At 37.3% G+C, this 23,661-nt stretch carries 14 protein-coding genes; 4 read left to right on the top strand and 10 right to left on the bottom strand.

What is annotated here, in order from left to right; genetic code table 11:
* Positions 1-13: 13 nt before the first annotated feature.
* From ACLHG9_RS10140 to ACLHG9_RS10115, 6 genes are all read right to left on the bottom strand, one after another.
* Entirely contained in the window at positions 14-2,914 is a 2,901-nt protein-coding gene (locus tag ACLHG9_RS10140; RefSeq protein ID WP_410221378.1) for a tetratricopeptide repeat protein, read from the bottom strand.
* A gap of 6 nt (positions 2,915-2,920) precedes the next feature.
* On the bottom strand, positions 2,921-4,555 hold the full coding sequence (locus tag ACLHG9_RS10135; protein WP_410221377.1) for a S10 family peptidase: 1,635 nt from the start codon (positions 4,553-4,555) through the stop codon (positions 2,921-2,923).
* 8 nt (positions 4,556-4,563) lie between these two features.
* Complete coding sequence (locus ACLHG9_RS10130) at positions 4,564-6,105, bottom strand: S10 family peptidase (RefSeq protein WP_410221376.1); 1,542 nt, start codon at positions 6,103-6,105, stop codon at positions 4,564-4,566.
* Between the two features lie 20 nt (positions 6,106-6,125).
* Entirely contained in the window at positions 6,126-7,661 is a 1,536-nt protein-coding gene (locus ACLHG9_RS10125) for a SusD/RagB family nutrient-binding outer membrane lipoprotein (RefSeq protein WP_410221375.1), read from the bottom strand.
* A gap of 31 nt (positions 7,662-7,692) precedes the next feature.
* The gene (locus tag ACLHG9_RS10120; protein WP_410221374.1) at positions 7,693-10,827 is read right to left on the bottom strand and encodes a SusC/RagA family TonB-linked outer membrane protein; all 3,135 of its coding nucleotides are present in this window, start codon (positions 10,825-10,827) and stop codon (positions 7,693-7,695) included.
* Positions 10,828-11,060: 233 nt separating this feature from the next.
* A complete protein-coding gene (locus ACLHG9_RS10115; protein WP_410221373.1) occupies positions 11,061-11,969 on the bottom strand; it encodes an AraC family transcriptional regulator in 909 nt (302 codons plus the stop codon).
* Between the two features lie 598 nt (positions 11,970-12,567).
* On the opposite strand from ACLHG9_RS10115, the gene ACLHG9_RS10110 reads away from it, so the two are divergent.
* The 3 genes from ACLHG9_RS10110 to ACLHG9_RS10100 are packed head-to-tail and all read left to right on the top strand — an operon-like array spanning position 12,568 to position 14,760.
* Complete coding sequence (locus ACLHG9_RS10110; protein WP_410221372.1) at positions 12,568-12,774, top strand: RNA-binding S4 domain-containing protein; 207 nt, start codon at positions 12,568-12,570, stop codon at positions 12,772-12,774.
* The gene (gene aroB, locus ACLHG9_RS10105; protein ID WP_410221371.1) at positions 12,774-13,832 is read left to right on the top strand and encodes a 3-dehydroquinate synthase; all 1,059 of its coding nucleotides are present in this window, start codon (positions 12,774-12,776) and stop codon (positions 13,830-13,832) included. The genes ACLHG9_RS10110 and aroB overlap by 1 nt, the downstream gene beginning before the upstream one ends.
* Position 13,833: 1 nt before the next feature.
* Positions 13,834-14,760 (top strand): sterol desaturase family protein, encoded by a 927-nt coding sequence (locus ACLHG9_RS10100; protein WP_410221370.1) that lies wholly within the window; start codon positions 13,834-13,836, stop codon positions 14,758-14,760.
* A gap of 85 nt (positions 14,761-14,845) precedes the next feature.
* Here ACLHG9_RS10100 and ACLHG9_RS10095 read toward each other — a convergent pair whose 3' ends face one another.
* The 4 genes from ACLHG9_RS10095 to ACLHG9_RS10080 form a co-directional block, all read right to left on the bottom strand.
* Positions 14,846-15,748 carry a hypothetical protein gene (locus tag ACLHG9_RS10095; protein WP_410221369.1) on the bottom strand — a complete coding sequence of 301 codons (903 nt, stop codon included), beginning with the start codon at positions 15,746-15,748 and terminating at the stop codon, positions 14,846-14,848.
* Positions 15,749-15,854: 106 nt separating this feature from the next.
* Positions 15,855-16,592 carry a (Fe-S)-binding protein gene (locus ACLHG9_RS10090; RefSeq protein ID WP_410221368.1) on the bottom strand — a complete coding sequence of 246 codons (738 nt, stop codon included), beginning with the start codon at positions 16,590-16,592 and terminating at the stop codon, positions 15,855-15,857.
* Positions 16,593-16,612: 20 nt separating this feature from the next.
* Positions 16,613-17,938: an MFS transporter gene (locus ACLHG9_RS10085; RefSeq protein WP_410221367.1), complete on the bottom strand. Its 1,326-nt coding sequence runs from the start codon at positions 17,936-17,938 to the stop codon at positions 16,613-16,615.
* Positions 17,939-18,044: 106 nt separating this feature from the next.
* Entirely contained in the window at positions 18,045-19,937 is a 1,893-nt protein-coding gene (locus tag ACLHG9_RS10080; protein ID WP_410221366.1) for an ATP-dependent DNA helicase RecQ, read from the bottom strand.
* A gap of 75 nt (positions 19,938-20,012) precedes the next feature.
* On the opposite strand from ACLHG9_RS10080, the gene ACLHG9_RS10075 reads away from it, so the two are divergent.
* Positions 20,013-23,264 carry an amidohydrolase family protein gene (locus ACLHG9_RS10075; protein WP_410221365.1) on the top strand — a complete coding sequence of 1,084 codons (3,252 nt, stop codon included), beginning with the start codon at positions 20,013-20,015 and terminating at the stop codon, positions 23,262-23,264.
* The last annotated feature ends 397 nt before the right edge of the window (positions 23,265-23,661 follow it).

Raw genomic sequence — 23,661 nt, 5'->3', positions numbered from 1 at the left:
ATATTTTTATTGATTACTTATAGGCAACCCCTGGTTTTATTTTCAAATTGTTAATATTCTGATCTAATACTTTTAATTGATCGGTAGCCTGTGTAGCTGTATAAGCGCTTCGTAAAGCTTTGTAAGCAGCAAATAAATAAGGGTTATACTCTAAAGCTTGATTTAAATTCTGAACATATTCTCCCTGATTGTTATCTGCTTTACTTAAAATGGCTTTCGTGAAAGCATAATCGGCTTTTGAAGGCATATCAGCTCCTTCTCTTTCTTTAGAAAAAGCTTGTTTTGCAGTTTCCGTATCACCTGATTTCACCAATAACCTCACCATTCTTAATTGATCCGCCCCACGTAAAGGTGCTTTTGTAGAAAGTACCATGTTGATGTACTCACTTGCTTTAGATTTATTTCCCTGAGCCAAATAAAACTCAGCCAAACGCATGTTATAATCGGTTCTAGAGTTATTTGAAGCCGCTAAAATTCGCTGGGCTTCATTAATGGTCTTGATGGCATCATCATATTTGCCTTGAATGGCCAAAGCATCAGCCAAGAGGTTACGGTATTCGTAGTTTTGAGGCTTTTTAGTTACCAAATCTCGCAATATCTGTACAGGTTCAGCATATCCTAGTTCTGCTTTTAACGAGGCCGAAAATGCATTTGCATCATCTATACGGTCTCTAAGATAAGTTGATACTGCCGCTCCGTTCTTAGCATATTCCAATCCCGCATCAATAGCTTCGGGGTAAAGTCCGTTGCTTTTGTACATTTCCCTTAATTGTCCGTTTACTCTGGCCAGTTCAGAATAATCTGTTTCCATCTTGTATGATTTTTGCAGATAGTCTGCCTGTTTCTGTATGGCCTCTGATTTTGCAATAAGGTTATTATCGTATTTTGCCTTAGTCAAATTAGCATAAGCGGCATAGATTGGCGCATAATTAGGGTCTATCTGCTCTGCTTTTTTTAACCATGCTTCAGCATCATCTAATTTTTTCTCTATTATATTGATACCTGAATAAGCCAGCATGGCAGGTAAATATTTTGCATCATAAGTCAATGCGGTGTCTAAATACTTTTTAGCCATATCTCGATCTTGCATACGGCTACGTTGGCTCAAATTAAGATAAACTTGTGCCCAGTTACTGGCCATGGCTTCTTTTTTACCATTTAAATAGGCTTGCTCTTTCTTAACCAATGCATCTATGAACTGGTACATCTCAGGATCTTTGGTAATCAAATCATTAGTGGTATTCATCGATTTAAAATCTAAAGGATGCACCTTTACAGGCTCAAAATATGCAGGATAAGTTTGGGCAAAATATTCGGACTCATTATTTTGGGAATAATAATCTAATGTACGTCCCTCTTTCATGGCTTTATAGTAATGCGCCCTGATGGCCCTATTCTCTGCATCAGTTAAAACACGTCCATGGAATAAGTGCACATATTCATGCAAAATTACATTACGTTCTAAATAAGCTCCACGTTCTACATATTCAATAGCCGCAGCTCCGCTCCCTACACCACGTATATCCATCCATTGACGGTTATCAAATGTGGTACTTGTGCGGAAATATGGCGAATTCATGGTTTCTGCCAAATCTTTATGCAATGGCGGTATCCTGAAAACATTATCGCCTTTGGTAAGGAAAGGGAAATATACAACCGATGTATAAAGCTGATTCCAGGCCATAGCTTTTACCATATCGCCCGAATAATAGCTCACATCTGGAAAAACCCGTTTAAAGTTCTCCATATCCTTTATTTTGGTTTGGTGCAAATGGTTGGTTATTGAATCATAAACCGATAAATAAGGGATACGTTTGGCTTTGATTACCGCTGATAGACCATTATGTGCCGGTCCGTAATGTTTTTTTCTTTTTAAGATTTCCCTAAAAATATGCTCGGCAGAATCAAGCCCTGCTTTACGATCCATATCATAAGCAACATGGAACAAAGAACCACGGTGCATTAAAGGTAAAACCGAATTAGGATATTTTGCCTGTATTTTTCTGGTATAGTCTAAAGCTTCTTTTAGCTTGTTTTGCTGAAAAAGCTCATCGGCCGGTTTCAGTTCTTTTCTTACCTGTTCATCTTCTGGTTGCGCATAATCTGCATAGGTAAGATTAGTGTGCCCATTACCCCAATGCCAATGGGTTTGAAAATGCAATGGGTTAACAGCTAAAGCCACTTCCCATTGAGCAGCCATGGCATTCAATAAAGTTGCATCAAACCTACGCCAAATCGCATAACCATAGCTAAATCTGGCATCGGCATTAAAAGGATCTATTGCTATAGATTTTAACAAGGGTGCTTCGGCCAATTGTGGTTTCTGGTCCCAAAAATAAACATCGGCTTCGAGCATTAAAGCAGCCGCATTTTTAGGATCGGCTGCTTCAACTTCTTTGGCTAAGCTCAATGCTTTTTTATAGTCTTTCTGCAACAATTTTATTCTGCCCAACATCAATTTCAGCTTGTTTGAATGATTGGTTTTAAGGGCATTTTCGCAAATCTGCGCAGCTTCTGGAAGTTTCCATGCCTGCATTTCTAAAAATGCTTTCAGTAAAACAGCCTTTTCTTTTTTCTTATTGGTGTTATATACTTGGTTTACATATTTTTCGGCCGATTTAAAATCGTTATTTAAAATGTAGTAATCAGCATATAACAACTTATAATCATCAGTTAAAGACTTTTGCTTCTTAATTTCAGTCAATACATTATCCCACAAACCCAACTCTAGCATGCGTTCCAGAACATGAGCCTTATCTTTGCTTGCAGGTAATGTATTAACCAAACCCATTTTAACCTGCTTAAGCTTTTCTAAAGCCTGTTTGGTGCTATCAGGCGATATAGTTTGCTGAGCATAGGTATTTCCTAAAGCTGTAATTGATAAAAGGCAGATAGATAAAATTGTTTTTTTCATAGCGGTTTATTTAGCTGGAGCTGCATTAATTTCTCTTAAAACATCGTCATACATTTTATCTGCATCTTTTTTGGTCTGTACCAACGATGGTTTATGAACGTACAACATATGTCCGGCCTCGTAATAAGTAAAATTCACATTTTTCTTTTGTTCCGGCCTTAAACCCATGGTACTAAAAGTATATTCTGCAGCAAAATATGGCGTTGCCAAGTCGTAATATCCGCATAATACCCAAACTTTTAAGTAAGGATTTCGTGACATTGCTTTTCTCAAATCTTCGGCTACATTGAGGTAACGATTTTGAACATTATTGTAATTCCATGGCGATACCCTGCCTCCCAAAATCTCATATGAAAGATCATTCTTAAATTTAAGTTCGGCTCTTACATAATGGTTTAAGGCCGCGCTATATGGTCCTGAAATGGTTCCATCGTTACTTGGATCAAACTCGGGCTGATCTCCCACATCATTGTAATCTCTTCCGGTATATCTACTGTCTAAACGGCCAACGGTTAATCCTTCCTTTCTACGCAACTCCTTATCATACTTTTGGATATTAATTCGCAGATTGGTCTGGCGGATATAATCTTTAGAAAGTCCGGTGTACCTGCTCAGTTTGTTGACAATAGTTTCATACTCATCAGCAGTTAAATCGCTGCCTTTCATCAATGCAATATTGTATTCTTGCAAAGCAAAATCTTCTACCTCTTTGAGCACTGCTTTTAATGGTTTTGACTGCAAATCTGCCGGTAATTTTTTATGGTACCATGAGGTAGCTGTATAAGTTGGCAAAAACAGCGGATAAGGCAAATCATTACCAATATCAAAACGGGCGGTTTGCATATTTAAAATGGAGCTGATCAACACGATGCCGTTTAAATAAAATTTGTATTTGCTCTGCAGGTAATCAGACAAGCCCGATGCCCTTGTGGTGCCATAGCTTTCGCCAGCTAAAAATTTAGGAGAATTCCATCTTTCATATTTGGTGCTATATAATCTGATGGCTTCTCCCATGCTTTGGATATCTTCTACATAACCGTAAAACTGCTTTTCATTTTCTCCTGTAACTGCTCTGCTGTATCCTGTACCAACTGGATCAATAAAAACCAGATCCGTTTTATCTAACCAGGTATATTCATTATCTACATAACTGTACGGAGGGGGCAACAAATCGCCATTATCGGTAAAAAGAACTCTTTTTGGTCCCATAATACCCATGTGCAACCATACCGATGATGAACCTGGCCCACCGTTAAACGTATAAGTTATAGGTCTTTTATTTTTATTGGCAACACCGTCTTTGGTATAGGCCGTAAAAAATATATTCGCTTTGGGCTTTCCATCTTCTGTTCTAAGTTGCAAATAGCCAGTTGTAGCAGTATAATTAATTACCTGGCCTTTTACGGTAATGCTATGTTTAGTAACAACCGGAGGAGGAATATTAGGTGAATTGGAAATAATTTCTCCGTTAGCATTTACCGGTAAAGGAGCCGGCGCATCTGCTTTGCTTGTTGAGGCTGTTTGAAAAGCAGAAGGCACCGGTTGTGCATTTCCTCTCCCCGGCTGTGCTGCAGCTTGCATGGCAAAAACTGATAATACAAATGCCATCACAATATGAGCAGTATTTTTTTGATAAGACATGGTCTTCATTAGTTAATTTCCTTTAAAGTTTTACCATAAAAAGCATCTGCATCTGCTTTCATTTGTTTTAGGGAAGGCATATGGATGTAAAGCATATGTCCAGCTTCGTAATAGGTGAAATCTACATTCTTTTGCTGCTCAGGACGTAAACCCATGTGGTTAATCACATACTTTGAAGCAAAATAAGGCGTAGCAAAATCATAATAACCACCTAAAACCCATACTTTCATAGAAGGATTTTGTGCCATCGCCTTACGCATATACTCAGCAACATTTAAATAAGAATTTTGAACGTTACTGTAATTCCATCTGCCCAAACCACCACCTAAAGTATAATAAGTCCAGTCGTTGGTATAATTGAGTTCTTTACCAAAATAGCTTAGAATCCCATGCGTATAAGGCCCTGATATGGTACCTGTGTTACTTGGATCATATTCATTCTGACTACCTGTATCATCGTAATCTCTTCCTGTAAAACGACTATCCAAGCGGCCTACGGTTCTGCCTTCCTGTCTCAGTAGCTCTTTATTGTACTGGGCCAGATTAATGCGCAGGTTGGTTTGTCTGATAAAATCCTCTGACAGCCCGGTATATTTACTTAAATTCTTCACCACATTATTGTACTCTGCTGCCGACATTCTATCGCCTTTCATCAATGCAGTGGTATATTCATTAATAGCATACTTTTCCACTTCGGCTGTCAATGTTTTGATATCTTTTGCCTGTAGTTCAGGACTTAGTTTTTTATAGTACCATGAAGTGGCCGCATAACTTGGCAAATACAAGGGATAAGGCAAATCATTGCCTATTACAAACTGTATGGTCTGGAAATTCAATACCGCAGAGATCAACATGATTCCGTTTACGTACATTTTAAAAGCATTTTGCAGGTACATGGATAATCCGGCAGCTCTTGTGGTGCCATAACTTTCGCCCGCTAAAAATTTAGGGGAACCCCATCTTTTATTTTGCGTGGTATAGAGTTTAATAAATTCTCCTACCGATTGTATGTCTTCATCGTAGCCATGGAACTCTTGTTTATCTACACCGTTTACCGCTCTGCTGAAACCTGTTCCTACGGGATCTATAAATACCAAATCTGATTGGTCTAGCCACGAATATTCGTTATTGGTATAGGAATATGGCGGTGTTAGGGCCTCTCCTTTTTCAGACATCACAATTCTTCTCGGACCTATAACGCCCATATGCAACCATAGGGAAGCCGAACCTGGGCCACCGTTAAAAGTATAGGTAATAGGTCTTTTGGTGAGGTCATCAACACCATCCTTGGTATAAGCGGTAAAGCCCATTTTTGCTCTTACTTTACCATCTTCTGATTTAATTTCCATGAAACCAGTTGTAGCTGTATAATTGATTACTTTACCATTTATGGTTACAGATGATCTGGTTGTTTTGGTTAATGCACCCTCTTTAGGTGCTTGATTTTCCAAAACCGCTGTATTATTAGCGGTTTTGGAAGCATCGTTCTTTTGCGACCATGCAAATTGTGAAGCAGAGAACGCGATCAGAAATATGAAAATCTTTTTCATTAATGTATCTCTTTTAAATTTTAAGGGCGAACATCCCAAAATACTCTAGCCATCATATCTGCACGGGCAGGTACGTTAGGGTTACTGTTTTTTTCATATTGAGGATAAACCAATGATCGTGGAATTTTATCATAAACCGCTACCGATATTGGCAGGGGAGTTAAAGCCGGATAGCCTGTTCTTCTCCAATCTGTCCATGGTTCCATGACCACTCCAAAATTTGCAGTGTATTTTTCATTGATGATCTGTTCTAATTTTTGCTGATCGGTACCTGTCAATGTGCCATTTGCGGTAATATATGCGGTAATATCTCCTGCACCTACGCCCGCATCTTGCATAGACGCCCTGATGCCATTCTCAAAAAAGGTCTGGGCACTGCCCGGTGCACCTAACATTAAAGCAGCTTCGGCACGAATAAAATTATACTCTGCAAAAGTTAATAATCTAGCAGGGGCATCGCCTCCCCAAGTAATACTTCCATCTCTTAACGAGCCATCAGATTCCATAGTAATGGTATTGATTGTAGCAGTACCTTTAAGAAAAGTATTCAGTCTCGAATAAGCAACAGAAGCAGCTTCTGTGGCATTTCCACCTTTATAAGTTGCCGGTGAAGAATTGTATGGAAAAGGAACAAAGTAAGCTACTCTACGTGGGTCTGACTTCGCATTCATCATGTTTACGATGGTTTTGTTAGGGAAGAACGCATTTTTAAACTGACCACCCTCAACGCTTGCATTAGGATTTTGACGACCTGCTGTTGATAAGAACGGCATAATGAAACTATCATCATTAGATTGCATAAATTCTGCTCCACTATTAATCAAATCATTAATCTTAGTAGCAGCATAGCTTGCATCTTTTGCAGTGTAGTGGAGAAATAAGCGTAATTTTAAAGTATTGCCAAAACGTGTCCATTGTTTTTTAAGAGTATTGTTCCAATCTTGACCAGGTTTAGCAGCATAAATGGTAGTATATTTGGTTGGAGATAAAACAGAAGTTGTTTTATTTACATCAGCAATACCTTCATCAATCAAACGAACCAAATCTTTGTAAATATCTTCTCCTTTATCAAATTTTGGTTTCAGATTATCCAAAAACTTTGTGGCTTCGGTATAAGGCACGTCACCCCATGCATCAACTGTTAATTGAAAGATATAAGCTTTTAGCAGTTTACCCACTCCGGCATAATGCGGACTATTTTGTTGATTCGACTTTTCTATCAGTTTATCAATATCGGCTAGGATACCAGCATAAATATTTGACCACTGGTTGTTTACATCAGAACTATTAATGTTATATCTCTCGTATTCTTTAAAAGTTTGAGAAATGTTAGTGGTATTACCCGTAAACTGTTGCGCCATTAATCCACTATAACGATAAAGATCACTCACACCTACATAACCTACACCTACGGTAATAGAAGGCAATAATTGTTCTATAGGTGCTTCCTGAATATTATTTGGGCTATCATTCACATCAAAGAACTTTTTGCATGATTGAGAAGAAACGCTTAGCAATGCTATTCCGGCACAGGCAATTATTTTATTTATTTTCATAACTTATGTTTTGAAATTTTAAATCAATTAATTAAAAAGAGGCTCTCAAGGTTGCTCCAAATACTTTAGAAACCGGTGTAATACCAAATTCTAAACCTCTGGCATTAGAAATACCTGTTAAATTCTGCTCAGGATCCAAGTGAGGGAAATTAGGTGCATAGGTCCACAGGTTCCTTCCATAAGCAGATAGTTGCAACCTGCTGATGAACTTTGTTTTTTCCAGTAATTTCTTTGGAAGGTCGTAAGTAAAGGTAACCTCTCTTAGTTTAAGGAAAGTGGCATCAAGTACATAACCTTCCCAAGCCACATACTTACCGCTTAAACCCCAATAATCCTGTGCAGAAACATAAGTAGTATTAGGTTGGCCATTTGCATATACGCCTTCAAATAAGTACGGTTTTGAAACTGATCCATCTGCATTAAAGCGGCTAAATTCTGCCGTTTCTTTGGCCACGCCATTGATTCTTAAATCGCCAATGGTACGCGACATTAGATCACCTTTATATCTAAAATCTAATAAGAATGATAATCCAAAAGCTTTGTATTTAAATGAGTTGGTTAAGCCCGCTGTAAATTTTGGGTTTGGATTTCCTACTGCAAACACATCATTGGTAGCTTGTGGCAAACCATTGCTTTTAATGATCATTCTGCCTTGGGCATCTCTAAGATACTTGTTAGAGTAAATAAGACCGTACTCCTGCCCTGTTACAGCTTGGATATTTGGCGAGGTAAAACCACCTAACGAAATCAACTCAACACCTGGAGCCAATTCTTTTACCACTGATTTAAATTTGGTAAAGTTTAAAGAAGCCTCCCATGAGAAATTGCTGTTTTTAATGGGCGTACCACTCAATAAAAACTCCACTCCTTTTGTAGAAAGCTTACCTGCATTTTGTATTTTAGAAGTAAAACCTGAAGAATAAGCTACGGGTACATTAAAAATCAGCTTTCTGGAATCTCTCTGGTAAACAGAAAAGTCTAAATTCAACCTGTTGTTAAGCATAGAAATGTCTGTTCCCAATTCTATTTCTCTTGTAAACTCAGGTAATAATTCAGGCTCACCTGCTCCGTTTGAATAAGTATAACCAGCTAAACCATTATAAGGGAAACTTACGCTGGTTGAGCTGAAGCCATCTGCAGAACCTGCTCTTGAATAATAAGTAGCTGTTTCATAAGGATTTGCTCCTTTACCTACCTCACCTCCATTTGCTCTGATTTTCAATGAATTTAACACATTACTACGTAAAGATGGGAATGCTTCTGTAGCTACAAAACTTACTGCAACCGCTGGATAAAATATAGACCTGTTTTTAGGGATAAGAGTTGAAGAGAAATCATTTCTCGCTTTTAAGTTTACGTTTAACCAAGATTTATACTGTACCGATAAATCACCAAATACACCCATCATACGAAGTTGTGTGTAATTATTCGATGGTGGCGCTAGTGTAGTAAAATTGTCTAGGTTTTTAAATCCTGCTACAACAATTTCAAGACCTGTTACAGATAAGTTATTGGAGTAATTAGAAATAATCTCATTACCTAAGGTAAAAGAAAGGTTAAAATCGCCATAAGTTTTATTACCGGTTAAAGTAAAATAACTGTTCAGGTTACGACGCATACTTCTCGATTGTAGTAAACCGCCTTTTCCGGCAGAACCCGTGTTTGCATTACTACGTACACCTTTGTCATCAAAACCTGCGTTCATCATAGAAAACACATCGGCGCCTACTTTCAGATCAGCCTGCAACCAGCTGGTAATGTCGTATTTAAGATTAATGTTTCCAAAGAAACGGTTTAGCTCTTCATTACGGGTAATATGTTCAATAGACCAATAAGGATTTTCTTCTGATGACGAATACCAGATCTGATCTCCTGCAGCATTAGTTATTGGTAAACCAGTCACATCATAACTGCGAGGCGCATAAATACCTCTCCATAATGGATTGGCTCCTTGGTTACCTGCCTGTGTTCTATCAGACATGCTGTTGATATAAGAAAACGAAGTACTCAATTTGAATTTGCTGGTAATATTAGCACCTGCATTTACTGAGAAATTGTTTCTGTTCATCTGATTACCCGGTACCAAAGCATCAGTAGTACTGTTGGCATACGAAATACGGTAATTGAATTTTTCGTTAGCTCCCGAGAAACTGATGGTATTGTCTAATCCGGTTGAATTTTGAAGAATGTCTCTCACGTTATCTGGATAAGCCTGTAAAGGTACGGTCTGACCTAAAATATTTTTTACAGGCTGACCAGCAATTTTTGGTCCCCATGAAGTAGAACGGGCAACCCATTTGTTAGGATCCAATGGATCTCCCGAATAAATACCATTTATACCTTGTCCGTATTCATTCTGATACTCCGGAAAAATATTGATAGACCCGATATTGATACTTGAAGTTAACGACACCTGAGATTTTGTTCCACCCTTACCTTTTTTGGTGGTAATTAGAATTACACCAGAAGCAGCTCTTGAACCATAAAGTACGGTAGCGGCAGCTCCCTTAAGTACACTGATGTTCTCAATGTCTTCGGGATTAATATCAGATACCCTGTTAGAAGTTGATGCGCCCTGGTTTACACTGTTGCCACCTCCACTGTTATCTATCGGAACACCGTCAATCACATACAATGGCTGGTTACTTCTCGTAAAAGACGAAAAACCACGTATGGTAATGTTAGAACTGTTAAATGCGCCTCCCGAACCCGAAACCTGTACACCAGCTACTTTTCCAGCTAAGGCATTAGAAACATCAGGCGTTGGCGCATCCGTTAATTTTTCTGCCGATACCGTTCCCACTCCATAACCCAAAGTCTTTTTATCTCTCTGGATACCGAATGAAGTGATTACCACATCTGCAAGTTGTTGTACATTCTCTCCTATCTCTATCTTATAGGTTGAGCTACTGGTAACCGGTACTTTTTCGGTAATATAACCGATAAAAGAAACCACTAAAATAGATCCCGGTGGTACAGCTAATGAAAACGCACCTTTTGGATCGGTTACCGTTCCGATTTTGGTTCCTTCTACCACAACCGAAACCCCTGGAATTGGAAGCTTATCGGATTTACCGATCACGGTTCCACTAATTTTCTTATCCTGCGCCAGTGCTTGATAGCAAGCAGAAAACAGCACAAAAAAAACAAGTAAGATTTTTTTCATAATTATTGATTTTGTTTTAGTTGGTTAGGTTAGCTTATCACTTAATGTGCATCTAAAGTGTCTGCTTGAAACAAATGTATAAGAGGAAAACCAAAAACCGATGTGGTATAATTATCACTTGATAATCAAAAATTGTCCTGTTATAAAAGACCCAAAAAAGGCCGTAAAAGCGTTTAATCAACGTTTACGGCCTTTTCATTCAAAAATTATCCAAAGATTTTAAATGATCAGTTCTAATCCATAACTTTTCGTAAAGGGAAAGATGATGGCTTTACCTTGTATAAGGTTATATATTCTTTGGGTACCATACCTGTGATTTTTTTGAATACTCTGTTAAACGTTATGATACTGTTAAAACCTGTATCATAGGCGATTTCTGAGATGCTGTTGTACCTTGCGCTCAATATCCTCTTGCATGCCTCATTAACTCTTATCTCGTTTAAAAAAGCAAGATAGGTTTTACGGGTATGCTTTTTAAAATACTTACAGAATGCATGCGGTGTAATACAGGCCACTTCTGCTATCTTTTCTAAGGTAATAGGCTCTGCATAATGCCTTAAGGTGTACTGATAAACTTCGTTCATCCTAAAATGATCTTTATTATCTGTTGCATGCTCAACCAGTCCGGTTGCCAGAGATTTAAAATCGTTAGTGTTTACGCTGGCATATTGAAGAATATTGATCAAAGACATCAGCCTTAATAAACCCGCATTATTTTTAGCTTCAATTATACAACCAGAAACATAACTTTTATTTCCCTTCAATAGTTGCAATCCGGCCGAATCCTGATTTAAAAAGCTTCTTATTTCAATCATTTCGGGTAGGCTCAGCAAGTTTGAAAGCCGCTCAAGATCAAAGAAAATATGAATGGCATGGATACGATTAGGTAAAAGATTCTGGTAATCTTCTTCTTTTGAAAGAAAAACATGGGGTACATTGGGTGATATAAAATAAATATCACCAACTTTTAACGGTTGCATATAATTTCCAATTACAGCCGTACCCTCTCCCTTTAAAATAAGGGTAATCTGGTATTCTTTGTGCTTATGAAAGTGCTTATAAAAGAACGGAAGCACATCTTCCTGTATTACAATTGAAAAATCATTTGTATCAGGAACAGTAAATTCTAATGCTTTAGACATAATTTTACATCTCTATCTTTCAACAAATAAGATTAGTTATCAAAAAGATCAGTCATATCTATCCGGTTAAGCGATATGATCGAAAGGACAATAAGTACCTATAATTTTGCTACATTGAATATGTTCAACTCAGGTTATTAGGTATCTTATCCTTTTTTGTAAAATGTAAAATTGTTTTTTAATCTGGTGGTTGGTTAATCTTATCATAATTTTTAAGTTTAGTTGCACTTCTAAGCCATAGCAAATCAACAGCTTGTTCTGCTAACAAGCTTTCAATTTTGAGAAGCGTTATTTCAAATGAATTTTCCTTGGCATGCACTTCCAAGAATTAAATGATAAGCGTTTCTACCTTATAGAAATTTACCTCTTCCAACTCAATAAACGAATATAGTTAACGGTTTTTAGTTTTTCAACTTCGTTACTGTAACAAATTTAACAAATATTAACAAATTTTATTTCAATAAAAAAGAATTAACAAAATAAAATTCCAGATCATTATCAAAATATTTTAAAGAAGATTGTAATAAATTGGTAAATCATGCTGTTTAGAAAGCTTCTGAATGCTAAACCCATTAGAAAATTGTAAATTTGCCCCGCAATGATAAAATTTAAATTAGAAGGCGAATTTATTCATTTAATCGCTTTGCTTAAAGCATCTGCATTGGTTCAAAGTGGCGGAGAAGCTCAGGCCGTTGTAGAAGAAGGCCTGGTTAAATACAATGGTGCAGTTGATTATCGGAAAAGGCTTAAGGTACGTCTTGGAGATAAGATTGAGTTTATGGGAAAAACAGTAATTATTGAATAATGGAACCTATAAAAAGTGCCGACCATTTTATTTATTTTGAAAGTGGGCTCAGTCCTCTCAAACATTTGCTTAAACAAAAGAACTACAGTAAGATTTTTGTTTTTGCAGATACGCATACTGCCGAGCTGTGCATACCTGCTTTTAGGGAAATGGCAGATGATCTGGATCATTTTGATATTATTGAAACCGATTCTGGAGAGGAAAATAAGAATATAGATTTCTGCATTGGGATCTGGAAAACCCTATTGGATTTTGAAGCCGACCGCAAAAGTTTAATGATTAATCTGGGTGGTGGTGTAATTACTGATATGGGCGGTTTTGTAGCTTCTACTTATAAAAGAGGCATAGACTTTATCAATATTCCTACAACACTTCTATCGCAAGTTGATGCTTCTGTTGGTGGTAAAACGGGTATAGATATAGACAACGTAAAAAACATGGTGGGTACATTTGCTCTTCCGCAAGCTGTATTTATCGAAAACAGGTTTCTGGAAACCCTGCCACAACGTGAGCTGCTTTCTGGTTTTGCAGAAATGATCAAACATGGATTAATTGCCGATGCCGGATATTACCATGCTTTAAAAAACTGCGATTATAAGCAAATATCTGCTCAGCTTATTTACCACTCTATACAAATAAAGAATGAGGTTGTAACGCAGGATCCTTTTGAAAAAGGCTTACGTAAGATCTTGAATTTTGGGCATACCATTGGCCATGCTGTTGAAAGTTATTCATTAGAGAACGATAAAGTTTCTTTAACGCATGGTGAAGCCATTGCTATTGGTATGATATGTGAAACTTATTTATCTGTTAAATATTGTTCATTATCCGATTCAGATTTCAACGATATTTGCCAATATATTTTATCCGTTTATCCTAAATACCACATTGCAGAAAAGAGCTTTAATGCATTAATTAGCCTGATGCAAAGCGATAAGAAGAATGAAGAGGGACAAATCCTGTTTTCATTACTTGAAAACATTGGCAACTGTGCTTTCAACCATAAAGTTCACAAAGATGATATTATTAACAGCTTAACCTTTTACAATAATTTATAAGATGAAATTTACCGGAAGCGACATTTCTGTTGGCGCCCTGTTTGGTTTTGTAATTGTGCTAACACTGGTAGAAATGTACTTTAGTTACACACACGACAGAAAGCTTTATACCAAAAGAGATACCTGGACCAATGTTTATTTAATGCTTTGTGCAGTGGTAATTAACCTCGGTATGAAGTTCGCCACATTCTTTTTATTAGATTATTGCTATCAGTTTAGGTTTTTTGAGATTAGCAATGTATGGCTGTATTGGATAGTTCTGGTTCTGGCGCAAGATTTCTTATACTGGTTTTTACATACTGTTGGTCATTATGTACGCTTTTTCTGGGCTATGCACGTTACCCATCATTCATCAGAACATTTTAACCTTACAACCGGGTTCAGATCAACCGTATTTGAGCCTTTATACCGTGTATTCTTTTATCTGCCTTTGGCTTTTATGGGTTTTACTGCATTAGATATTTTATTTGCTTACCTGGTTACCCAAATCTATGGAAATTTAGTCCATACCCGAACAGTGGGTAAACTACATCCATGGTTTGAATACATCTTTGTCACTCCATCACACCATCGTGTACATCATGCGTGTAATGTACGTTATTTAGATAAAAACATGGGAATGGTACTTATTTTATGGGATAGAATGTTTGGCACATTTCAGGAAGAAATACCTGAAGACGAAATAAAATATGGATTAACCACACAACCTACCGACACGGGCCCTGTCAACATTATTTTTCATGAATTTATTGCTTTAAAAAATGACATCAAAAAAGCACCTAAATTTACAGATAAGATTAAATATATCTTTAATCCTCCGGGCTGGAGCCATGATGGCAGTACAAAAATTGCAAAGATCATGCAGCAAGAGTTAAAAGAAAACGAAGCTAAAACTAACACTATTGGCAGCAGCCTTAAAGTAGGTTAGGCTTTTACCACTTGCAGATACTTCATAAAAAAAACCTGACGAATAATCGTCAGGTTTTTTGTTATAATATATTAAAAAAAGAAAATTAATTGATAATCATTCTGTTTGGGGCACCACCTTGTCCTCCTCTGTTATTGTTATTTCTCATACGCTTCATCATGGCTTCCATTTTCTGCTGATATTGTTCAGGAGTAATTACAACAGCTTTTTTAGGCAGATTTACATCTTTATTACTTACGCCTCTAAATTCAATACTCTTGGCAACAGTGCCTCCACCTTTATTTTCAATAGCCAGTACCACGCCTTCAGTCCACATATTTGGATTTGGAGAAAAATTAAAGCCCAAATCATTGGTGTACCAAAGCACAGTTTCATCAATTATGTCTTTTTCCATATCTAAGATCTTTGCTTTTCTGGTGCTCTTAATGGTAACCTTATTGCAGTTAAAGTTTAAGATTTTTTTAGTCTCATCAGATTTAATGATCTCTACGGCTGGAGGGCCTGGTAAAAACTGAACAACTCCACTATTGGCATTTTCATTTCCCTGACGATTGCCCCCTCCGCCAAAACCGCCTACAGGACTTACGTCAACGGTTAATTTAGCAGGGATAGCAAAAGTTGTATCGTTTAAATCAACAACCCCAAATACTTTCTGATCTGCAAAAGAATAATAATAATCTCTGTTACTACCACCACCAAAACGCATCATCATCCTACCCATGTTCATTCTGCCGCCACCGTTACTATCTTCGTTTTCCTCTACTGGCATATAACTTGCATTTGTAGCATTAAACAATAGCTCATAATTTGCTTTAATAGATTTAGGCATACGGGCTTTCATCTCATCGCTAAGAGGAAAACCGCTGGCTGCTGCCATTGCTGCCGGGTCTATTTGAGTTTCGTACTGAATAGCTCCCGATTTTTTCTGTGCATGCACATTAAATGTAATTGCAGCAACACCTAATAAGGCAATAAATAATTTTTTCATTTTAAAATAAGATATATTTCTGAGATTCAAATTTAAGTTACATTATAGACCCTATTTGTTAAAAAAGGTTAAATACATTTTTTTATGTATCCTTTATTTTACGATATCAGTAAGGTGTGCTTTCTAACCACCCATGCGCAAGCACATCGGCAAGATGCATGGTTTTTAATGGAAGATTTTTCTTTTTAATGTATCCATCAATATGCATAAGACATGATAAGTCTGTAGAAATCATATAATCGGCCCCCATTTCTAAGGCGTTATTCACTTTTTGTTCGGCCATTGCCGATGAAATAGAATCAAATTTAACTGCAAAAGTACCTCCAAATCCACAGCACATATCGGTATCTTTCATTTCTGACATTTCCAGGCCATGTACTTTTTCTAAAAGCTTACGGGGTTCTTCTTTAATTTTGCATTCTCTTAAAGCACTGCATGAATCATGGTAAACGGCTTTACCTTCTAACTCTGCGCCAAAATAATCTTTCTTTACAACATTAACCAAAAAATCAGAAAGCTCGTAAATATGCGACTGGATGTTACGGCATTTATTGTGTACCATAGAATTGGTAAACAAATCATTAAATCCATTTTTTACCATGCCTACACATGAAGCCGAGGGCGAAACAATATATTTCTGTTCAGAAAAATCCGTTAAAAATTTACTTCCGATTTCTTTAGCTTGTTCCCAATATCCGGCATTGTATGAAGGTTGCCCGCAGCAGGTTTGTTTAGAATTATAACTAACCTCGCAACCTGCTTTCTCCAGAATTTTTATTGTGTTGAATGCTGTTTGCGGATAGATCTGATCTACAAAACAAGGTATAAATAATTCTACTTTCATGCGCTCTTTAAATAATATAACTAAGCGTTCTTAGGCTCTACTTTTTTAACAAACACCAAAAATACTAATCCTAAAACAAAAAATAAGGCCAATGCAATTACAGAATTACGCATACTTTGCGTAAGTTCTTCTATGTAACCAAAGCTGAACAATCCAAAAACCAGTGCAACCTTCTCTGTTACATCATAAAAGCTAAAGAAAGAGGTATGATCAGGGCTATCTTGCGGTAAAAACTTTGAATAAGTTGAACGAGATAGAGATTGTATACCTCCCATAATCATTCCTATTACGCCTGCAAGCGCATAAAATTGCATCTCAGTATGCAAATAATATGCTGCAATGCAACAACCTATCCATATAGCTACCACACCTATTAAAACATTGATATTACCAAATTTCTTTGTAGATAAATATGACATTAGCATAGCGCCAGGTATGGCAACAATCTGCAATATTAAAATCGTAGCAATCAGCTTTTCTGTAGGTAACTGTAATTCTTTTTCACCAAAAATAGTCGCAACCAGCATTACGGTCTGTACCCCCATAGAATAGAAAAAGAATGCAAACAAAAAGCGTTTCAGGTATTTCATCTGCTTAAGCTGACGCCATACTTTGTTCAGTTCTTTAAAACCGCTTGTCATGATGTTTTTCTTTTCTTCCTGATAGTTCGGACTTCCTTTAGGTAGGTTTTTAAAAGGTATCTGCGCAAACAATATCCACCATATACCTACCATTAAAAAAGATAACCTGGCAGGAACAGATGGATCTTCTATACCAAACCAATCGCGTTTAAATACAAATACAAAGCAAATTATCTGCAAAATAATACTGCCCACATAGCCGTAGGTAAAACCTTTGGCACTTACACTGTCTTGTTTATCAACGGTAGCGATTTCGGGTAGGTAGGAATTGTAAAAAACCAAGCTCCCCCAAAAACCTATTGCCGCCAGTACAAACATAATTACGCTAAAATTTAATGTATTAATACCTTTGACTTCGTTTACTTCAAAAAAGAACAGTCCGCAACAGGCCAAGGCACCCAAATAGGTAAACATTTTCATGAATATCTTTTTGTTTCCGCGTGTATCGGCAATTGATGATAGAATAGGTGAGATAATGGCTATTACCAAAAAAGCAAAAGCCATGGCATAACTGTAAAGTGCAGAATTAACAAATTTCTTACCAAAGAAGGTTACATAATCTATGGTAGCCGGATCTTTATCCGAAGTAACTGCGGTATAATAAGCCGGAAAAATAGTTGAAGTAATCACTAAATTATAGGCTGAGTTGGCCCAATCAAAGAATGCCCATGAACGGACAACTTTCTTATCGTTTCTTTGTTGCATTATCTAATTATGCGTAAATAATCTGTAGGTTTATTATTTTCAAAAATCGTAAAATTTTCAATTTGTGGAAGCTATGATTTTTAATTCAGAATTTCTTCTAATCTAATCACAAATAATATTTTTTACCATCACTCTTGATCTTACCGGCATCCATCAATTCTCTAATTCGCTCTAGCCTGACATGTTCGTTACCTGCTGTAATTTCCTGCATTAAATCGGATAAAGTATAGCTGCTTTTTTGCAGTAGTTGCATAATTTCAAAATCAATCTCATCAATGATTTCATTTATATCCTTGTTTTTTCGCTCGGCAATACATACATCGCAGACACCGCATTTGGTAGTAACCTGCTCACCAAAGTAATGTTGTAACTGAAGACTTCTACAATAGGTTTTTTGGGTGTAGGCTATAACTGCACTAATTTGCTCTTCTAATACCTGATGTCTTAATTTAATGTGCTTCACATCAATATCTAAGTGCAGATGATCAACTCTGGGCACCAAAAATTGCAATTGGGGCTGATCTGTTTGTGGCAGATAAGAGACTATTTCATGTTCCTGCAACTTATGTAAATAGGCTACAACCTGATTGTATGAAAATTTAAGACGGTTGGCCAAGTCATTCTCATTAATTTTAACATACTGATCAAAAGCACCGCCATAAGAACGTTGGATAGTTTTAATGAACAAGTCATAACCGGGATTTTCTATCTGAAAACGGTAAACATCTTCATGGCTTACTGCAAACATTAAACGTGAGGGCACATAGGCAGCATCAGAAACGCTGATATAACCATCTCGTTCTAAAAACTTTAAAGCAATCATGGTTTTCGCAACTGCAATTCCAGATCTTTTGCAAAAAGAAGCTAAATCAAAATTTAAGGTAAGTCCCTCGCCCGCCCCATAAGCAATCTGAAAAAAGCTGCCCAAGAAATGATACACCCGCTTAATCTCATCTATTGTAGGAAAACTGTCGGCATATCGGGCTTTGAGCATTGACCGGTCTGCTTCATTAGTTAGTAATACTGCATAAGCTTTCTTTTCATCTCTGCCTGCACGTCCCGCTTCCTGATAATAAGCTTCTAAACTTTCGGGCAGATCAAGGTGGATCACAAAACGCACATCGGCCTTATCTATACCCATACCAAAAGCATTGGTGGCTACCATTAGCCGCATTTTATTGTTCTTCCAGTCTTCCTGCTTTTTAAATCGAATATCCTTATCTAAACCTGCGTGATAATAATCAGCTGCAATATGGTTACGATTTAAAAATGAAGCAACCTCAATAGTCTCTCTTCTGTTTCTTACATAAATTAATCCGGTTCCCGCTACATTTTTAATCACCTCAAGTAGTTTCTTATACTTGTCTTCCAGATTAAAAACTACGTAACCTAAGTTTTTACGGGCAAAACTTTTTACAAAAACTTTAGCCGATTTAAGCGCTAGGCGCTCTATAATATCTTCTCTTACACGTGGAGTTGCCGTGGCGGTTAAAGCCAGTACCGTAACCTCTGGGTGAATAGCTCGCAGCTCTGCAATACGTAAATAAGGTGGTCTAAAATCATAGCCCCATTGCGAAATGCAGTGCGCTTCATCAACAGCAATGAGATTTACGTTCATGTAAGAAATCCGTTTTCTTACCAGATCAGACAACAAACGCTCGGGTGATAAATACAAAAATTTTATATTGCCATATATGCAGTTGTCTAACAGAATATCAATTTCGCGTTTGCCCATCCCCCCGTAAATAGCCGCTGCATTTATACCTTTTTGCTTCAAATTCTCTACCTGATCTTTCATTAAAGCAACCAAGGGCGAGATTACGATACAAATCCCTTCTTTTAATAAAGCCGGTACTTGAAAACAAACAGACTTGCCCCCACCTGTTGGCAGTAAGGCCAATGTATCATTACCATTTAAAACAGACGATATGATTTCCTGCTGCAAAGGCCTGAAACTATCATGCCCCCAGTATCTCTTTAAAATTTCTATAGCGGTCATAAAATGGCAAAGTCAAAACTATAAAAACGAACTGATATTATTAAATTGCGTGATATTTTCTATTTTGCTTGTATCATGAATAAAAAGATTTTAATCTCTGCCTGCCTCATAGGCTTTTCTGCAGCTTTTGCACAAGATAAAAAAGAGACCTTAAAATGGGAGGTTGAAAAGTATAAAGGCCCAACCAAAACCTTCTCCATTACCACAAATGAAGGGACGTGGATGAATTTAGATGTAAGCCCCGACGGTAAAGAAATCGTTTTTGACCTCTTAGGAGATATTTATGTAATGCCCATTACTGGTGGTAAAGCCAAATTACTGAGTGGTGGTATTGCTTATGAAGTTCAACCCCGTTTTAGTCCCAACGGAAAGTACATTTCATATACCAGCGATAAAGGTGGTGGTGATAACATTTGGATTATGGACCGTCAGGGCGGTAACAAAAGACAAATAACCAAAGAAAGTTTCCGCCTATTGAATAATGCCACCTGGATGCCTAATAGTGAATATATTATTGCCCGTAAGCATTTTACCGCATCACGTTCATTAGGATCAGGCGAAATGTGGATGTATAACATTAACGGTGGTGATGGAGTACAGCTGACCAAACGCAAAAATGAACAACAGGATGCCGGGGAACCGAATGTTTCTCCAGATGGCAGGTTTTTATATTTCAGCGAAGACGTATCTCCGGGCCCAATTTTTCAATACAGTAAAGATCCTAATGGTTTAATTTATGCTATCAGACAATTAGATTTAATAACAGGCAGATTAACCAATTTCATAACCGAACAGGGCGGTTCTGCAAGACCCCAGACCTCTCCCGATGGTAAGTACATTGCTTATGTTAAACGTGTACGTTTAAAAAGCGTACTTTATATCCAAAACTTAAAAACTGGCGAAGAATGGCCTTTGTATGATGATTTATCAAAAGATCAGCAGGAAACATGGGCTATTTTTGGAGTATATCCTAATTTTGCCTGGACCCCTGATTCTAAAAAGATTATTTTTTATGCCAAAGGTAAAATCAAACAGATTGAATTAAGCAATTTAACCGTAACCGAAATCCCTTTTGAAGTAACCAGTGACCAAACAGTACAAGATGCTCTACACTTTGAACAGAGTGTTTTCTCAACAGATTTTACCGTAAAAATGATCAGGCAACTGACCACTTCTCCTGATGGAAAAATGGTTGTTTTTAATGCCGCAGGTTACCTTTATAAAAAAGAGCTTCCTAACGGAGCACCTGAAAGATTAACCAATGGTTTAGATTTTGAGTTTGAACCTGAGTTTAGCCCTGATGGAAAGTATGTAATTTATACTACTTGGAGTGATGAATTTAAGGGAGCTATTAAACGTACCGACCTTAAAACCGGCAAAACCATTACACTTACAGATGAAAAAGGTTATTACTACTCTCCTGTTTATTCTAACAAGGGCGATAAAATTGTGTTTAGAAAAGGCGTAGGAAATGAAGTTTTAGGCCTCACTTACGGTAAGAACACAGGTATATTTATTATGCCAGCCAATGGAGGCAGCAAAACGTTGATCAGTGAAAATGGTATCAAACCGATGTTTAACCAAGATGATACCCGCATCTATTTCCAAGGATATGAAAGTGGCAAAAAAGCTTTCAAAAGCATGGATCTGAACGGAGGGAATGAAAGAACACATTATACTTCACAGTACGCCACGCAGTTTTTACCAAGTCCTGATGGAAAATGGATGGCATTTACTGAATTGTTCAATGCCTATGTTACGCCTCTGATCACTGCCGGAACCGCACAGGATCTTTCTGCCGGAAACAAATCTATCCCCTTAACCAGAGTTACTAAAGATGCTGGAACCTACCTACATTGGTCTGCTGATAGCAAAAAATTGTTGTGGACATTAGGAGAGCAATATTTTAGCCGTGAAATTAAAAACACTTTCAGTTTTGTGGAAGGTGCACCTAAAAACTTACCTGAACCTGATAGCACAGGAATTTCAATTGGTTTAAAATTAAAAAGCGATCTGCCAACTGGTCTTATTGCTTTAAAAGGTGCCCGTATTATTACCATGAAAGGCGATCAGGTGATTGAAGAAGGAACTATTTTAATAGAAAACAATAAAATTAAAGCTGTAGGCAAAGCAGAAGAAGTTACCATACCTGCCGAAACCAAAGTAGTGGATGTTACCGGAAAAACCATTATGCCAGGTATGATAGACGTACATGCTCATCTGCGTACCAGTCCAGACGGTATCAGTCCGCAACAGGATTGGTCTTATCTGGCTAATCTGAGCTTTGGCGTTACCACATCTCATGATCCTTCAAGCAATACCGAAATGGTATTTAGTCAAAGTGAAATGCTAAAAGCAGGACGTATGGTGGGGCCGAGATTATATTCTACCGGATCTATTTTATATGGTGCAGATGGCGATTTTAAAGTTGTAATCAACAGTTTAGACGATGCTTTATCACATTTGAGAAGATTAAAAGCAGTCGGTGCTTTTTCTGTAAAATCATACAATCAACCTCGCCGCGATCAGCGTCAGCAGATCATAGAAGCTGCACGACAGCTAAAAATGGAAGTTGTGCCCGAAGGTGGTTCTACATTTTTCCATAATATGAGTATGATTGCCGACGGACATACAGGTATAGAACACAGCATTCCCATTGCACCTGTATATAAAGATGTAACCTCATTCTGGAACCATACCAATGTGGCTTATACGCCTACCTTAATTGTAGCTTATGGCGGCCAGTGGGGCGAAAATTACTGGTACGACCGAACAAATGTATGGGAGAATGAACGTTTATTAAACTTTACGCCGCGCTCTATCATAGATTCAAGATCACGAAGAAGAACAACTTCTGAATATGGAGATTATGGGCATATAGAGGTTGCTAAAACCGTTAAGCAGATTGCCGATGGCGGAACAAAAATTAATCTGGGTGCACATGGACAAATTCAAGGTTTAGGTGCGCACTGGGAATTGTGGATGATGGTACAAGGCGGAATGGAGCCTTTACAAGCTATAAAAGCTGCTACATTAAATGGAGCTGCTTATCTGGGTATGAGCAAAGAATTAGGCTCTCTTGAAACCGGTAAGCTGGCAGATTTGATCATAATGGATGAAAACCCTTTAGAAGACATCAGGAATTCTGAAAAAATCAAATACGTGATGATCAATGGCCGCCTCTACGACAGCATGACCATGAACGAAACCATCAGCCGTGAAAAATTAAGGCCTAAATTATGGTTTGAAATGGATAAAGGTGTAGCTTTCTCTATTCCTAATAAAAATGCAGAAACATGGACTTTTACAGTTCCACACTGCGATTAAAAAAAGAGCTGTTTAAATATAGATACTACAAAATCACAGTTGTTTGGTATTCTTTAAAGAAACGGCCGGGTAAGTTAACTTATTCGTCCGTTTTTATTATTTTTTATCCAAATTACCTTTTTGTATCGATGTGTTCCAAGCGAAACCTGAAACAAAGAAATATTAAAACCATGTTTCGAATTTTGAATATCTGAACAGTTTCTTATTTTAAATATACTCAAGAAATAAAAGACATAATAACTTGATTAACAGTAATATAAACAATTTAACATTTTCAAAAACATTCGTATATTTGAGAGTTATGCGTCAGCAAGCGTAATGAATAACCAAAAACCAACAAATTAACGATATGAAAAAAATATTATTTTCACTAATCATTTCTTTAGCTTCTATCACA

The organism is Pedobacter sp. (genome assembly GCF_046462515.1).
Classification (GTDB): domain Bacteria; phylum Bacteroidota; class Bacteroidia; order Sphingobacteriales; family Sphingobacteriaceae; genus Pedobacter.
Note: the sequence above shows the minus strand (reverse complement) of the source record. Positions and strands in the feature narration are given on the sequence as shown.

Excerpts from the sequence above, each read along its gene's own strand:
- ACLHG9_RS10140 (WP_410221378.1), bottom strand. The coding sequence starts at position 2,914 with ATGAAAAAAACAATTTTATCTATCTGCCTTTTATCAATTACAGCTTTA.
- ACLHG9_RS10135 (WP_410221377.1), bottom strand. The coding sequence starts at position 4,555 with ATGTCTTATCAAAAAAATACTGCTCATATTGTGATGGCATTTGTATTA.
- ACLHG9_RS10130 (WP_410221376.1), bottom strand. The coding sequence starts at position 6,105 with ATGAAAAAGATTTTCATATTTCTGATCGCGTTCTCTGCTTCACAATTT.
- ACLHG9_RS10125 (WP_410221375.1), bottom strand. The coding sequence starts at position 7,661 with ATGAAAATAAATAAAATAATTGCCTGTGCCGGAATAGCATTGCTAAGC.
- ACLHG9_RS10120 (WP_410221374.1), bottom strand. The coding sequence starts at position 10,827 with ATGAAAAAAATCTTACTTGTTTTTTTTGTGCTGTTTTCTGCTTGCTAT.
- ACLHG9_RS10115 (WP_410221373.1), bottom strand. The coding sequence starts at position 11,969 with ATGTCTAAAGCATTAGAATTTACTGTTCCTGATACAAATGATTTTTCA.
- ACLHG9_RS10110 (WP_410221372.1), top strand. The coding sequence starts at position 12,568 with ATGATAAAATTTAAATTAGAAGGCGAATTTATTCATTTAATCGCTTTG.
- aroB (WP_410221371.1), top strand. The coding sequence starts at position 12,774 with ATGGAACCTATAAAAAGTGCCGACCATTTTATTTATTTTGAAAGTGGG.
- ACLHG9_RS10100 (WP_410221370.1), top strand. The coding sequence starts at position 13,834 with ATGAAATTTACCGGAAGCGACATTTCTGTTGGCGCCCTGTTTGGTTTT.
- ACLHG9_RS10095 (WP_410221369.1), bottom strand. The coding sequence starts at position 15,748 with ATGAAAAAATTATTTATTGCCTTATTAGGTGTTGCTGCAATTACATTT.
- ACLHG9_RS10090 (WP_410221368.1), bottom strand. The coding sequence starts at position 16,592 with ATGAAAGTAGAATTATTTATACCTTGTTTTGTAGATCAGATCTATCCG.
- ACLHG9_RS10085 (WP_410221367.1), bottom strand. The coding sequence starts at position 17,938 with ATGCAACAAAGAAACGATAAGAAAGTTGTCCGTTCATGGGCATTCTTT.
- ACLHG9_RS10080 (WP_410221366.1), bottom strand. The coding sequence starts at position 19,937 with ATGACCGCTATAGAAATTTTAAAGAGATACTGGGGGCATGATAGTTTC.
- ACLHG9_RS10075 (WP_410221365.1), top strand. The coding sequence starts at position 20,013 with ATGAATAAAAAGATTTTAATCTCTGCCTGCCTCATAGGCTTTTCTGCA.